This window comes from Shewanella sp. 38A_GOM-205m (assembly GCF_000518445.1).
Taxonomy (GTDB): domain Bacteria; phylum Pseudomonadota; class Gammaproteobacteria; order Enterobacterales; family Shewanellaceae; genus Shewanella; species Shewanella algae.
Genome location: NZ_JADP01000008.1, coordinates 31,821 through 46,200, shown reverse-complemented (window position 1 = coordinate 46,200; position 14,380 = coordinate 31,821). Strand labels below are relative to the sequence as shown.

Annotated in this window: 15 protein-coding genes; 3 read left to right on the top strand and 12 right to left on the bottom strand. The window is 52.9% G+C overall.

What is annotated here, in order from left to right; all coding sequences use genetic code 11:
* Positions 1 to 53 precede the first annotated feature (53 nt).
* From N512_RS0109365 to N512_RS0109355, 3 genes are read right to left on the bottom strand one after another with little or no spacing between them, the layout of a single operon-like run.
* Positions 54 to 779 (bottom strand): amino acid ABC transporter ATP-binding protein, encoded by a 726-nt coding sequence (locus N512_RS0109365; protein WP_028780148.1) that lies wholly within the window; start codon positions 777 to 779, stop codon positions 54 to 56.
* Positions 772 to 1,449 carry an amino acid ABC transporter permease gene (locus tag N512_RS0109360; protein WP_028780147.1) on the bottom strand — a complete coding sequence of 226 codons (678 nt, stop codon included), beginning with the start codon at positions 1,447 to 1,449 and terminating at the stop codon, positions 772 to 774. Before N512_RS0109360 ends, N512_RS0109365 begins: the two co-directional genes overlap by 8 nt.
* 6 nt (positions 1,450 to 1,455) lie before the next feature.
* Positions 1,456 to 2,181, bottom strand: a complete 726-nt coding sequence (locus tag N512_RS0109355) for a basic amino acid ABC transporter substrate-binding protein (protein WP_028780146.1) — start codon at positions 2,179 to 2,181, stop codon at positions 1,456 to 1,458.
* A gap of 411 nt (positions 2,182 to 2,592) precedes the next feature.
* Between N512_RS0109355 and N512_RS0109350 the strand changes: the two genes are divergently transcribed.
* Positions 2,593 to 3,159, top strand: a complete 567-nt coding sequence (locus N512_RS0109350) for a phosphoribosyltransferase (protein WP_028780145.1) — start codon at positions 2,593 to 2,595, stop codon at positions 3,157 to 3,159.
* A gap of 67 nt (positions 3,160 to 3,226) precedes the next feature.
* Here the strand turns inward: N512_RS0109350 and N512_RS0109345 are convergent, their stop codons facing one another.
* The 8 genes from N512_RS0109345 to N512_RS0109310 form a co-directional block, all read right to left on the bottom strand.
* Positions 3,227 to 4,516 (bottom strand): glycerophosphodiester phosphodiesterase family protein, encoded by a 1,290-nt coding sequence (locus tag N512_RS0109345; RefSeq protein WP_028780144.1) that lies wholly within the window; start codon positions 4,514 to 4,516, stop codon positions 3,227 to 3,229.
* Between the two features lie 185 nt (positions 4,517 to 4,701).
* Positions 4,702 to 4,914: a hypothetical protein gene (locus N512_RS0109340; RefSeq protein ID WP_025886971.1), complete on the bottom strand. Its 213-nt coding sequence runs from the start codon at positions 4,912 to 4,914 to the stop codon at positions 4,702 to 4,704.
* 97 nt (positions 4,915 to 5,011) lie between these two features.
* Positions 5,012 to 7,657, bottom strand: coding sequence for an aminopeptidase N (gene pepN / locus N512_RS0109335; protein WP_028780143.1), 2,646 nt, complete (start codon positions 7,655 to 7,657; stop codon positions 5,012 to 5,014).
* Positions 7,658 to 7,870: 213 nt separating this feature from the next.
* Entirely contained in the window at positions 7,871 to 8,464 is a 594-nt protein-coding gene (lpoB, locus tag N512_RS0109330) for a penicillin-binding protein activator LpoB (RefSeq protein WP_170946744.1), read from the bottom strand.
* Between the two features lie 22 nt (positions 8,465 to 8,486).
* Complete coding sequence (locus tag N512_RS0109325; protein WP_028780142.1) at positions 8,487 to 9,842, bottom strand: COG3014 family protein; 1,356 nt, start codon at positions 9,840 to 9,842, stop codon at positions 8,487 to 8,489.
* Positions 9,839 to 10,327 (bottom strand): peptide deformylase, encoded by a 489-nt coding sequence (gene def / locus N512_RS0109320; protein WP_025886974.1) that lies wholly within the window; start codon positions 10,325 to 10,327, stop codon positions 9,839 to 9,841. Before def ends, N512_RS0109325 begins: the two co-directional genes overlap by 4 nt.
* 22 nt (positions 10,328 to 10,349) lie before the next feature.
* On the bottom strand, positions 10,350 to 10,562 hold the full coding sequence (locus N512_RS0109315) for a SlyX family protein (protein WP_025011529.1): 213 nt from the start codon (positions 10,560 to 10,562) through the stop codon (positions 10,350 to 10,352).
* Positions 10,563 to 10,565: 3 nt separating this feature from the next.
* On the bottom strand, positions 10,566 to 11,540 hold the full coding sequence (locus N512_RS0109310) for a WD40 repeat domain-containing protein (protein WP_028780140.1): 975 nt from the start codon (positions 11,538 to 11,540) through the stop codon (positions 10,566 to 10,568).
* Between the two features lie 205 nt (positions 11,541 to 11,745).
* On the opposite strand from N512_RS0109310, the gene fkpA reads away from it, so the two are divergent.
* On the top strand, positions 11,746 to 12,522 hold the full coding sequence (gene fkpA / locus N512_RS0109305; protein ID WP_028780139.1) for an FKBP-type peptidyl-prolyl cis-trans isomerase: 777 nt from the start codon (positions 11,746 to 11,748) through the stop codon (positions 12,520 to 12,522).
* Between the two features lie 90 nt (positions 12,523 to 12,612).
* On the opposite strand, the gene zntB is transcribed toward fkpA, so the two are convergent.
* Positions 12,613 to 13,581: a zinc transporter ZntB gene (gene zntB / locus N512_RS0109300; RefSeq protein ID WP_028780138.1), complete on the bottom strand. Its 969-nt coding sequence runs from the start codon at positions 13,579 to 13,581 to the stop codon at positions 12,613 to 12,615.
* Positions 13,582 to 13,986: 405 nt separating this feature from the next.
* On the opposite strand from zntB, the gene N512_RS0109295 reads away from it, so the two are divergent.
* A complete protein-coding gene (locus tag N512_RS0109295) occupies positions 13,987 to 14,361 on the top strand; it encodes a YacL family protein (RefSeq protein ID WP_025011525.1) in 375 nt (124 codons plus the stop codon).
* Positions 14,362 to 14,380: the final 19 nt, after the last annotated feature.

Sequence of the window (14,380 nt, the reverse complement as noted above, 5' to 3'; positions counted from 1 at the left end):
AGAACAAAGATGGCAGATTTATGGCACTTTTGTACTAAAAAGTTACCCTGTGATCAGCGCAGCACCTTGGCAAGGAAGCCTTGAGTACGGGGATTTTGCGGCGCATTGAAGATCTGCTCCGGCGTGCCCGCTTCCTGGATCACTCCTTCATCCATGAAGATCACCCTGTCAGACACCTCGCGGGCGAATCCCATTTCGTGAGTGACTATCACCATGGTCATGCCGTCGCGAGCCAAAGATTGCATCACGTCCAGCACATCGCCGACCATTTCCGGATCCAGCGCCGAGGTGGGTTCGTCAAACAGCATCAGTTCGGGAGACATGGTCAGGGCTCTGGCAATGGCCACCCTCTGTTTCTGGCCGCCGGACAGACTGGATGGATAGGCACCTTTCTTATCTGCCAGGCCAACCTTACCCAGCAGTCCCAAAGCCTTGGCTTCGGCCTCGGCCGAACTCATCAACCCCAGCTTGACCGGTGCCAGCGTCAGGTTGGCCAACACTGTCTTGTGGGGAAACAGGTTAAAGTGCTGGAATACCATGCCCACTTTCTGTCTGAGCTTGTCGACACAGGCCCCCGGAGCCGTTATCGATTCACCGGCTATCCGTATTTCGCCTTCAGTCGGTTGCTCCAAAAGGTTGATACAGCGAAGAAAAGTACTCTTGCCACTACCACTTGGGCCTATGATACTGACCACTTCTCCCTTGGCGATATGCTGATCTATGCCTTTGAGTACTTCCAGTTTGCCGTAGTACTTATGCAGGTTGGTTATCTCAATCACTTTGTTTCAGCCTCGCTTCAAACTTACCCAACAGCCAGGTGAAGCTGTAGGTCAACAACAGATAGATAAGGGCACAAGTCAGCAGCGGCACCACATCTTCAAAGGTTCGGCTGCGGATGATTTCACCGGCACGCATCAGATCCACACCACCGATAAAGCCGATGACGGCCGTTTCTTTCAAAAGCACGATAAATTCATTGCCGAGCGCCGGCAGAATATTCTTGATTGCCTGCGGCAACACCACCTCACGCATGGTCAGTGAATGGCTCATCCCCAGAGAGCGGGCGGCCTCGGCCTGGCCCTTGTCGACCGCCTGGATGCCGGCACGGATGATCTCACTGATATAGGCGCCACTGTTGAGGCCAAAGGCGATGATGGCGGCGGTCACCTTGTCGACATCCATGGCGGCCAACACGATAAAGTAGAGGATTACCAGTTGAACCACCACAGGGGTACCGCGGATCATCCCGACATACAGCTTGGCCGGCCAGCGCAGATACCAGCGCTCGGACATGCCCATCAAGGTGGTGAGCACCCCGAGAATGGCGCCGAGGATCATGGCGAAGAAGGTCACAGTCAAGGTGACCTTGAGGCCGTTTAGGATCAGCAAAATACCGATCATGCCGTCTTCCCCTATGGGGGTAAACAGCGAAGAGATTATTGCATCCATCTAAGATTACTTCTGATACTTTTCAAGGAGTTGTTGGTATTCACCTGAGCTTTGCAGCCGTGACAGGGTGGCATTGATCTGGCCGAGCAGTTCGGGTTGATTCTTGGCGACTGCAATACCGTAAAACTCGGGTGAGAAGTCGATATCCAGCTGTTTGAGAGTGGGGTTCTTGGCCAGATAAGTGGCCGCCGGTTGGCTGTCGAACAGTACCAGGTCTACCTTGTGGTTTTTCAGCTCCATAAAGGCTTCAAAACCCGTATTGAAGGCCACGACTTCGGCCTTGAGTTCCTTGGCCATGATGTCGCCGGTAGAGCCCAGCTGCACCGCAATCTTCTTGCCGGCAAGATCAGCCGGAGTGTTGAATATCTGGCTGTCCTGATTGACTATCACCACCTGGGTGGCTTCGTAGTAAGGCGTAGAGAAGTTGACGCTCTTTTGCCGCTCATCCGTGATTGTCATGCCGGAGGCGATAAAATCGATTTTGCCTGAGTTCAGCGCCACTATCAGAGAGTCGAACTTGAGGTTTTCTACCTTGAGAGTTTTACCGGCGTCGGCGGCAATCGCCTTGGCAATATCGATATCCAGCCCTTTTACCTCATCACCATTGGCGCCCCCCATATATTCAAATGGAGGGAAGGCAGCATTGGTACCGACGACCAGTACATCTTGATCTTTACCGCAGCCGGTCAACAGCAAGGCAGTGACAGTGGCCAGAAGCAGGGATTTTTTCATCATTGAAGATACTCTTGAAGAACCGTATGGCTGGCACTATAGCCAGTTCGAACGTATCAATCAATAACTAATCATAAATAATGAGTAATTATTCATTTTCTGGTTTTGTCTTGTTAGAAAATCTTTGTTAATTAGTTTGTTATTTATTAATTGAACATGCTTAAGTGAATAAAGTAGATATTGCTCAACTAGGACTGAGCGACTAGAGAAGATTTTTTGTCGCCTGAGACACAAGAATGTGCATTTGGCACAGCGCCAAAGAAAAATTTGTTATAAAATGCGCGCCCAAAATCCTCTGCCTGCCTACAATGGTGGAAGCCACTCCGGATTTTGGAACCGGCCTCCAATTCAGTACCTGCCAAAAGCAGACAGCGAAGCACACAAAATAGAACAAGATGGGGTCGCATACCTATGACAGAAAAACGCTTTATTACCGCACAGGAATTGCTGGAGGACTCATTTCGTCTGGCAGCACAGGTCTATGACAGTGGCTTTCGGCCACAGTTTATTGTTGGGATCTGGCGTGGCGGCGCCCCGATAGGGATTGCGGTACAGGAGTTTTTCGACTTCAAAAAAGTGGAGACCGACCATATTGCGGTGCGTACTTCATCCTACTACGGCATAGGCACAGACAAGCAGAGCAAGGAGATCAAGGTTCATGGTCTGCACTACATTGTTGAAAATGCCAATGCCGATGATGGTTTGCTGATTGTTGATGATGTTTTTGACTCCGGCCGCAGTATCTTTGCACTGAAGGAGAAACTCGGTCAGCTGATGCGCCTGAACATGCCTAAGGATATCCGTATCGCTTGTCCTTACTACAAGCCACAGAACACTGCGGTGCCACTGAAGCCCAACTACTATATCCATGCCTCGGATGAATGGCTGGTATTCCCCCATGAAGTTTCCGGTTTGAGCCCGCAAGAGCTGGCTGAAGGCAAGGGCGATTTGAGAAATATCAAAGAGTTGTTCCTCTGATAATCGGTTTCTATCATCAAATACTGAAGAGGGCGCCAATGGGCGCCCTCTTTGTTGCTCACACCCGTTATATGTCCATGCAGTTGGCGTAATAAGTCACAGTTGCCGGCCAATCGGAGAAGACACCCAAGACCTCTACCTCTTTGGCCAGTACATCCAGCAGTTGATAGACATCGCCATCGTTGTTGATGCCATCGCTGATGCTCTGATAGTACCAACCACCGCCTTGCGCCAGGGGGCCAGAGCGTTCCAGTGACCAAGTGATTATTTTAAGCCCGGCTTCCTTGGCCGCCAGAGCATAGGCCGAGGGAACTATCTTGCCGCTGTCATCCAGAGCCACCAATACCCACAAGGGCGGCGCAATGATTTCGACTCCCAGCGCCTTGAGCCTTTGCATATCGGCCTGCCAATGGGCCAAATCATTGGGGTTAAAGCTGCTGTCTGAGTCATACCTGTCATCCAGATAGACGGCCTGCTTGCCAAAATCGGCGTTATTGGCCAACCAGTATTGCACATCCTCCAGATTAAATGACTGGGGATAGACATCTTTTGCCGGTACCCCGGCGGCCTGATATTCGTCGATCATCTTCTGAGCATAGTCCTGTTGGCTAAAGCCATCGAAGGGCATGGGCACACTGGCGGACTTGAGTTCAGGCGTCATCTTGACCTTGGCTTCTTTAAACAGAGCTATGCTCTCGGCGTGGGTCATCAATGTGCCACAACTGGCGTAGAGATCAGTGCGCCAGGCAGGAGTGCCCTCCATAAATTCATGCGCCGTGGTGGCCTTGGGATTAAAGCCATCCATCTTGCCGCAAAGCTGTTTGAATTCGTCCAGGGTTATATCACTGGTACAGCACTCGGCGCTGGCGTTAACACCATTGGCAGCATCGGCGGGAGAGAAAGGCTGACGGCATTTGGCTGCCAACTCAGGGATACCCAGGATATTGGTGGTTGTGGCCAGATCGCATTGGGAGTGCCGACAAACCAACTGTTTATCGGCGGTGAAGGTGACATCGCATTCCACTATTCCGGCACCGGCATCTATGGCTGCCATATAGGCTTCTTTGGTGTGCTCAGGGAACTGCATGGAGGCGCCGCGGTGGCCTATGCTGAAGTCGGTGCGATAAAAGGGCCCCTTGCTGCATTGTGCCAGTTTATCTTTGAGCGGCCCTTCATCCATGTCATTTACCAGAAACAGGGGACGGGGGCCCAGATTGGCGCCAACTTTCTCCTGCTGAACCTGTGTCGGGGTTGAAGTATTGGCGTTGTTGTCATTGCTGTTGCAGCCACCGAGCAACAGGCCAAACAGTACAGAGCCAAGTAATACCGACGTTGTTTTGGAGTGAAAAGCCTTCATTAAGCAGATCCTTATACTATTTCGCACAGGAGTTTACTCACTTGGCGAGAATAGTATTTAGTCATAAACAGGCCGCTTAAGCTAAAGACGGTTGATGACAGTCGGATAGCAAAATCATGACAATTAACTTAATTAATACAGTATCTTGTTCCGGATATACTGAAGAGAAACCTATTGCGTTAGTCTTAGAGCCGATTGATCTTGTCCTTCAGATCGTAGCTTTTGTCCGTGACTATGGTTTCCAGATTGGCAATTCGCTGCCTCAATTCATCCACTTCCCGTTGCAGTTTTTCAACTTCGCCATTTTGGTGGTATTGCTGCTTGCGGTTGTAATCCTTGATGAGTATCACCGCAAAAATGCCTATGACTATCACAAGCATCAGACTGATTAATCCCATAACGACTCCTTGATGTTAAGCATGTTGAACATTCTGGCACAGTATAGGGGGACAGGAAAATCAAGGGCCTCATTGAGGCCCTTGTTCTGTCTTTCTGCTAAGGTTTCAGGGTATCTTTTATCAGTACGCAGCGCTGCTCTCTCTCTATGGCTTGCTTGAGATTACGCTGGGTCATGGCCGATAGCTCAGGGTTGGCCTGTAAGGCTTTTTCGAGCTGCAGCACTGAGGCGTGACTGCATTGACGCGGTAATAATGCCGGTGCGTAACTGCGCATAAATACCGGGCCTTTTTCGGCGTCCAGGGTGGCCAGCTGACTCAAGCGCTGCTCTGCGGTGCTGGCCTGGAGTTGCTCTTGGCTGCTGGGATAGAGGTTTTCCATTGCCACCCTCAGCTTGGCAAACGGCAGCGCCGAATGGTTGATTTTCTCCAGCCAGCGGCGTTTACCGCCGGTTTCCGGGCGCACCACTTCGGCGGCGATGGCCGCCTTTTGCCCCGAATCGCTGTTATCAAGCTTGGCTTCTTGCTGTAACAGAAGTTTGCTGGTGGGGTAATCGTAACGGTTCAACTGATAGATAAGCTGCCAGCGGGTATCCTGATCCAGCTCCACTCCCTTTATCTTGCTGTGGCCTTGCAGCAGTGACAGCAGGTGATCCAGCGAGTCCCCGTCGCGGGCAAAGTCCACATAGGCATCGAACCAGCGCCGCTGCAGATCTTTATTATCCGCGTTTTGCATGGTCAGACGCAGGCTCATCTGCGCCAGCGCTCTGATGGCGCGCTCGGCATAGGCCGAGTGAATGGGAGCCATCGACTCGAGTAAGGCCTTGCTGTAGCGCATATTGCCGAGAATTTGCCCCAGCAGGGTGTAATCGCTCTCTTTGGGAGCATTGATAAGCACTGTTTCCAGATACTTGTTCAAGGGCAACTTACCGCTCTGGACACTGTCCCACAGGCTTTGCCAGAGCATCGCGCGCAGCAGGGGATCTTCTACCTTGGCCAGGTGATTGAAGGCGGTGTCGAACGAGCGTGGGTCGAGCTCGACTTTGACATAGCCCCAGTCCTGATAGTTGGGATAAACCAAATCAGGACAGGACGCGCCTTTAAGTTGCGGTACCAAGGTCTTTTCACTTTGGTAGGTAACGGCCAGAGTTTGCAGCAGGTGCATCTCATGGCGGCCCTTGCTCAGTAAGGCCAACTGAACTTTTTGCTCTCTGAGCGTCGGGTAGGCGGGATCGCTTGCCGACTGCAACAGGGCAAATTCGCTGATGCGGCCATCTTGGCACTGGAACTCGGCCTTGAGGCTGTTGACACCGGCGCTGTAGAGCCAATCCCGGGTCCATTGGCTCAGATCCCGTTTGGCGGCCTGGCCGAGACTGGTAATGAAGTCTTCCAGTGTGGCGTTTTGCCAGGAGTAGCGTTTGAGGTATTCACTGACGCCACGGCGGAAGGTTTGCTCCCCAAGCAGGTGGCGCAGTTGAATGAGAACTGCGGCCCCTTTCTGATAAGTGATGGCGTCGATATTATCGAAGGCGTTGGCACTGCTGGCCACAGGCACTTCTATGGGGTGGGTGGTAACGCCAGAGTCCTGTTGATAGGCACTCTGTTTGCCCCTGGCGTAAAAACTGCGCCAGGTATTGTCAAACTCAGTGGCTTCGGCGCTCGCCAGCATGCCCATAAAGGAGGCGAAGCTTTCATTGAGCCACAGACCGTTCCACCATTTCATGGTCACCAGATCGCCAAACCACTGGTGCGCCATTTCATGCATGATCACAGACGCCAAGCGTTGACGCTGATTGGCTGTCATCTCACCACTGCCAAGAAAACGCCCTTCGGCAAAGGTGATGGCGGCGGCATTTTCCATGGCACCATAGAGGAAGTCAGGCACCAGCAGTTGATCGTATTTTTTAAAGGGGTAGTCGATACCGAAATAGTCGTCAAAAAACTTAAGCCCGGCGTCTGTGTATCTGAACCAGTCGGCGGCATTGACCTGGGCCGCCACTGATTGGCGGGCAAACAGGCGCATGGGGTATTTGCCGCTGTTGTCTTGCCAGACATGGTAAGGGCCTGCATGCATGGAAAAGTTGTAGGGGCTCAACTTGGGTGTTGCCGGAAACTGCCACAGCTGGTTGTCACCCTCCGGGGTCACACTCAATTCTTGGGTGGCGCTGATCACCTGCCAGTCTTTGGGGACTCTGACGGTTAACTTGTAGCTGGCCTTGAGATCCGGTTGGTCGAATACGGCAAACATCTGCTGCGCGGCGGCGGGCTCAAAGTGGGAGTAGAGATAGACCTTGCCATCGACGGGATCCACAAAGCGGTGCAGCCCTTCACCATTGCTGGAATGCTGGCGTGTGAAGCTGACTTCTATCTCATTGTCGCCTTGTTGCAGCAACTTGGCATTGATCTCCAGATAGGCGCCATTGTATTTGGGATAGAGCCTGTGGCCGTTGATCTTAAGGCTGGTGATCTGCGCCTTGCTCAAGTCCAGTGTCAGGGGCTGTTGGTTGTCGCTGAGACTGAAACGTACCAGGGTGCGGTTGGCAAATCGCTCGCTGCCATCCAAGGTAAAGTCCAGTTCATAGCTGACATTGCTGACTCTGGCAGAGCGAGCCATCGCCTGTTGCTCACTGATATAACCGCTGCCATCCCGCACACCTGCAGAGGATTGAGTGCTGCTGCAACCGCTGAGTGATAGCAGTCCGGCAGCCAACAGGCTGAGACCAAACAACCGGGGAAGAGATTTCACAAACAGATTCCTTGCTTTTTATTGTTTTACCATTGGGTGTCGGTGTTTTCCCTCACAACAGGAATGAAAGGGGAGGGATACACCTAGGGTTAATACCCTCTCAGGCTTGGCGCCCGCGGCATAAATTACGCTATTTGCCGACAAAGAACAAAGGAGAAATGTTACAAAAAAGCCGCTGTGACAGCGGCTTTTGGGAAGGAGTGTGGTGCTTGGTTAGAGCCCGAGGAAGGACTTGGACTTCACTTTGCGGATCTCTTTTTCATCGGACCATTCGATCAAGCCGGTTTCCAGGTCCATCAGGCGCATGGTCATCTTGTAGTAGACATCACGGGTGCTGCCATCTTGTTTGACTATGCTGGAAAGGTTGCCGTAGAGCATGTATTGAGCGCCTATCTGACGACCGAACTTGATGGCGGTGGATGGGTCAACCATGCCGGCGTTGTTCTGGTAGTCCAGTTGCTTGCGCACTGAATCCACCTTGGTCATATCGATAAAACGGAACTTGCCTGAGCGCAGCAGCTTGTTGCTGATGGAGTCGGTCACTGACTCAGTATCTATATGCTCAGAGGTCTTGTTCTTGATCTTGTCGACAAAGATGATAGGTCTGTCGTTGGCTGTCATGGCCACCACAGGCGGGAAAGTCAGCATGCTGTCGACCATTTTGGCTGCAATGGCTTGCAGATCTGTCGAACCGAAGTTTTCATTCACTGTCTCTACCTCAGTGGCATCACCGTATTCCACTTTGGATTGACAGGCTGCCATGCCCATAGCCATTGCCAGTATCAGTATCAGCTTCAAGTGTTTCATAGTCAGTTCCATTTCAAGGTTATCAAATCAATTTTGTATAAAAACGTGTGACATTGCCAGTGTCTATTGCCCAGACCAGAGTGGTCTTGCCACTCTGAACCTGAATTTCTGTGCCCTGATTGTCCAGGGTCAGTTGATAGCTGCCGGCATCGACAAACTGCCTCGCTATCTGTGCCTGCCTAGGTAACGTGAGCCAACTGCGGCGATCGGCCTGCTCTGTGACCACGTTGAATATCTGCATGGCTATCACCCCAAGGTCCGAACCGTCTTTGCGTTCGGCCTTGCGGGCCATTTCCGACTTGGCATAGACCCTGGCAGCCTGGCGCACCAGCAGATAGGGTAGTTCCTCCTTGAGCGCCGTGATGGCCAAGGCATCTATGTTGGCTATCGGGGCTGCGGTCATAGGTTTTGACAAGCCGCGGATATGGGCACTGCTGACCGGCACTCTGGAGGGCATATAGGTGGGCAGAGAGACAGTTTGCCAGTTGCCGTGAATGGTGAAGGGAACCGTTAGGCTCTCCTTGGCGGGCACAAAGCCGCGCTCCAGCAGCAAGATGACCTGACCTTGCCCCTTGGCGGGCGTGGGCGCTTCTCCCCAACGGCGTTTGAACTCATCATACTGAGGCATGGCAAGCTCTTTGGCCAAGCGCACCAGATCCTGCTGCAGATAAGGATTATCCGGCATAATCTGCGCCGCCTTGCGATAGTCGATAAAGGCATCGTTGCGCTCACCAAGGATTTCGTGCAGTACCCCTGTGGTGTAATAACTGTAGGCGTTCAAAAACGAGCTGGTGACACTGCCGGCCGCCTTGCCCAGTTTATCCATTTCGGCGCTGATAGTGCCGTTGGCCATCTGCTGCACAGCGCTGCTGGATTTCTCATACCTTTGCTGTTCCAGCGATTGCAGTTCATTACTGCGACGCACCTCCACCAACGCGCCTTCGGCATCGCCGGCAAACAGATAATTGAGAGCCTGATATTGGTGCAGCATGATGCGCTCATACCCGGGACCACGATAGGGAATGATATTGTCGTTCAGCAGCAGGCTGCCGCCCTGTGAACCCAGCTCGGACAAACTGAGCTTGGCCTTGTCGTCGAATGCCTGATAGGCGGCTATGGCGCTTTGGTAATAGTCTTTGCTGGCGGTGAAATCGCCGCTTATCTGGGCGGCGCGCCCCGCTTCCTGGGCATAGAGCAGGCCATCGCGGCTGCTAATCCCGCCTGCCAACTCCTTGGCGGCATTGCCCGGCATTGATGAGTTGAGTTCGGCGCGAACGCCGGCCAGTTGGGATGGATAGTTGACCAATACACTGTTGAAGGCGCAGCCAGTGAGGCTAAATGACAACAACAGTGGCAGCAGTAACTTGCCAGACTTCAAGAGTCGGCTCCTTGGTTTTGGATCTCCAGTCGTTCTCTCAAGGTGAGTCCTTCCAGATGATCATATTCATGCTGAAAAATGCGAGCGACAAAGCCTTGTAACCATTCTTGCTGCCACTCGCCGCTGAGATCCTGATAACGTACCTCAATGCTTTCATGGCGCAGAATCTGTACTCTTTCACCGGGCAGAGACAGGCAACCCTCTTCCCCGGCCAGCATCTTGCCTGAGCGTTTGAGTATTTGTGGGTTGATCACCACCTGGGGCGCCATCAAAGGCGCATCCGGGTATCTGTCATTGGGATGGGATGCCATAATAAACAAGCGGATACCTTGGCCTACCTGAGGCGCAGCTATGCCTACGCCCTGTGCCAGTTTCATGGTCTCGAGCATTTTCTCGGCCAGGGCCGCCAAAGGTTCATCGAACTGTTGAACCGGCTGGGCAGCCTGCCCCAGAATACGTTCTCCGTAGGTTGCTATGGCTAACATCCTTATCCCCCCTTTATTCGACTCAGTAGTGAGGCGGCGGCGTTTCTTCCGATTGAGACGCGATATTGCTCGGTTCTACCGCTTTGAGTTTACTGATTAACAACTGGATCTGAAACTGCTGCTCGGCCACGACTTTATTGAGTTCGAAAATCTCCTGACTCAATTCTTCCAGTGTGGCTTCTTGAAATGACAGCTTGGTTTCGAGCTCTTCGATCCTGTCCGGGATTGCTTGCATTACTTACCTCTGTGTTGGCGCCGACCAGCGTTCCAGCAAGCTGGCACTGCTGATACTCTGAAGTTGGCCGTTGTCGGATTCAGACACTGAGTATACTACGGCGCTTTGGGGCAAAGGCTTTTTTGGCAGTGAAACTTGCCAGTTGGCGACTTTTTTCCCCGAATCGACCTGCCACAGACTCAATTCTCTGGCCGGCGTGCCGGTCAACAAGGCCTGCTCCTGTTGGATAAAGCGCGCTGCCGAAAAGTTCATTTGCCGCCGGACTATCGCCAGCGAGCTGGCCAGTTTCCCTGAGTCATTGTGCCAAATGTCGGCATTGCCGGTACTGTCGGACACTAAACTGAGGTTACCGCTGCGGCTGAGGGCAACCTTCAGTACCCTGGAGTCCATCTGCCAACGCCTCAGTACCTGAGCATCCTGGGTGCGCCACAGCAGGGCGGTGGCATCGTTGGCGCCGGTCAATGCCAGGTGGCCATCGGCAGAGAGGGCAACGCTGTTGACCTTTTCGCTGTGGCCAAGAAATTTCACCAGCACACCTGTGGTCGGGGTCAGCGACATTACCGCGCCATCGGCCAGCCCCACCAGCAACTGGCCGTTGTCGGCCACGGCCACAGCCTGGGCTACTGCCGGCAGTGACCACCAACCCGCCGCCCGGCCGTCGGCGATTTTCCACAGTGCAACTGAATCGCGGCTTAACGTCACCGCATATTCTCCATTGGCCGAGATATCCGTGGCGATGACATCATTGGCTTCACTGCCTTGAGCCCACTGATACTTGACCGCGCCTTGTCTGAGATCCCAAAGCCTTATCCCCTCCTGGCTGCTTATCAAAGCGTAGCGGCCATCGGCAGAGAGGCTGGCGCTGTAGCTGGGATCGGCCGCCAGGGATTGGCTGCTATTGGGGCCTGGATGGCAGGCACCAAGGCCAAGCAAAGTAAAACTGAGCGTGCAAATAAGTAGCAATCTGTTTATTGCCATGAACTTATACCGCCTCGACTTGTCATTTTGAGTAAGGGTAAAACGCTGTCGCTTCCATGCAAGGGTTATCGGTTTGTCGGCCGCTTTCCCTTGTTAACCAGTATGGATAATCTGCTTTGTATCTCAAAGTTAACTGGTATAAAGTGAGTCGTCTTACATATTTTGGGTTAATTGTAACCATTTGAAGATCCTGAGGATGCCTTTAATGAAACCGATTTACAAAATTTCACTGGTCGCACTGGCCCTGATCGGCCTTTCCGCCTGTAACCAAGAACAAAAAACAGCGAGTGCCGACAAAGTGGAACTGAGCTCTGTCGAGCAGAAAGAAGCCTATAGCGTGGGCGCCTCTATTGGCCGCTACATGGCCGGCCATATCAAGGAGCAGGAAGAGCTGGGTTTCTCAGTCGATCGTGCTTTGATTGTGACTGGTTTCCAACAGGGGCTGAAAGACGAGCTGCAACTGACTGAAGATGAGATGCAGAAAGTGCTTGAAGGTCTGGACCAGAAGCTGAATGAAAAACGTATGGCCAAGGTCCAGGAGATGGCGGCCAAGTCGATGCAGGAAAGCAAAGCTTATCTGGAACAGAACAAGGCCAAAGAGGGTGTGATCACCACCGAGTCCGGTCTGCAATACGAAGTATTGACTCCAGGCGAGGGTGAGAAGCCGGCCGCCGAAGACGTAGTGACAGTTCACTACCGTGGTACTCTGATCGACGGCACTGAGTTTGACAGCTCCTACTCCCGCGGTGAACCGGCAGAATTTGCCCTGAACCGGGTGATCCCGGGCTGGACCGAAGGGGTTCAGCTGATGCCGGTAGGCGCCAAGTATCGCTTCGTTATCCCATCTGAGCTGGCCTATGGCGAGCGTGATATGGGCACTATTCCTGCCAACTCAACACTCATCTTTGAAGTCGAGTTGCTCAAGGTCAAGAAGGCCGATGCCCCCGTAGAGCCGACAGAAGCCGAGGCTTCTGCCAAGTAATCCCTTCTTTTACGGAAAGTGGATACCCGATATTGAAAAGGACGCCGCCGGCGTCCTTTCTGTTTACAGTCACTTATTGCGTCAGTGATTCTAAAGCCACTTATAGCGATAGAACAGCCACAACTGTCCCCCTACCAATAGCAACAGGAACAGGCAAAAGGCTCCGAAGGCCCAGCCGACATCGGCTCCCGGGATCCCGGCGATATTGACCCCGAGCAGACCGGTAAGAAAACCCAGTGGCAGAAAGACGGCGCTGATCAGCGACAGGAAATAGAGGCGGCGATTGACGGCCTCGGCCTGACGGTTTTGCAACTCTTCCTGGGTGACGCTGGCCCTGTCTCTTATTGCGTCCAGATCTTCGATGCAGCGAATGAGTTGATCATTGATTTCGTTGAATTTAAGCCGCTGCTGTTCATCAAATACCTTGGTCGAGTCTGCCAGCAGGCGGGTAAAGGCTTCCCGCTGCGGCGCCAGGTAGCGCCGGACCACCACTATCTGGCGCCTGAGCTCGGCGATATCGCTGCGTAGATCCCTGTCTTTACCGGCCATGACCTTGTCTTCCAGATCGTCGACAGTTTCTTCCAGCCGGTCGATAAACTCCGTCTTACGTTGGGTGAGACGCTGCGTCAGCGCCAGCAAAAACTCCCCGGTATTGCCGGGGCCAGCTCCCTGGCTGACACTCTGGATGATGTCTTTGACCGATAACAGCTCGCGACTGCTGGTGCTGATAATTCTGTGATTGTCCAGGTAGAGGCGTATCGACACCATGTCTTCAGGGTCGGCCCCGGGGTTGTGATTGACCCCTCTGAGCGCCAGCAGGAAGCCCTGGCCGGATTGTACCACCCTGGGGCGAGTGTCCTGCGCCAACAGTGCTGCCACTTCCAGCGCTTCCAGGCCGCTGTGTTGTTGCAACCACTGACGGTTGGATTTCTTCTTATAGTCCAGATGCAGCCAGAGTATGCCCTGCTCCGGGCGCCAGTCGCTGACCTGTTGCTGCGTCAACTCCTTGCCTGCCATCTCCCCGCTGAGCAGCAAGGCACAAAACTGTTTTTCGGCCATAGATTCACTCTCATAGGTTTGCTTTAGTTCAAGCTAACCTAGTTATACCACTGGGCATAGGAATTTACTCACTCAGTGACAATGAAAAGCTGGGCAGGCAAGTAAAGTAATGGAAGGATATCGGGATAAAGCGACATTGGCTTGCGCCGCATACGTGCTTTTTCAACTCGCCCTTGGGGAGCTTGTCAGCCACCCGATGACTACACCAACTTGTCTCGCCGTAGCATCACTATGCCATCGCCAATCTGGCTTGAACCCCAATGGTTGACACAGTTTTGAGCAAGTCAAACTTCTATAGGGAATGATATTACGATAGAAAGTAAAGCCCAGGCATAACTATGGGCAATCCCCTGGGCTCTGGGTTAAAATTAGGATAGGTTTGATTACAGCAAAAGAAGTGGCACCATGGAATACGAATTTCGGCGCAATTCACTGACGGGAACCGCAATGGCCCGCTTCAGTATGGAGCATCATGTACTGGGGCAATGGTTCTCTGAAGAGTTGGCGGATAACGCCGAGATCTGCACTCAGGTCAAACAGGCATTGGCGGATTTACAGTCAGGGCGCATTCGCGAATGGCAGTTGATTGGCCGGGATCTGACGCTGCAACTGGATCAGGAGCAGGTGCGGGTTTACGCCAATGTGCTCGAATTCGGTGAGAGTCAGGAGTTGGATGAGTCCCTCTCTCTTTATGATGCCGAGTCAGAAGCCTGGTGCGGCCTGGAAGACTTTCAGGATGTGCTTGAGAGTTGGTGTGACTTTCTGCACCAGAGCCGCTGAACAAGCGGCATTGGCAGCA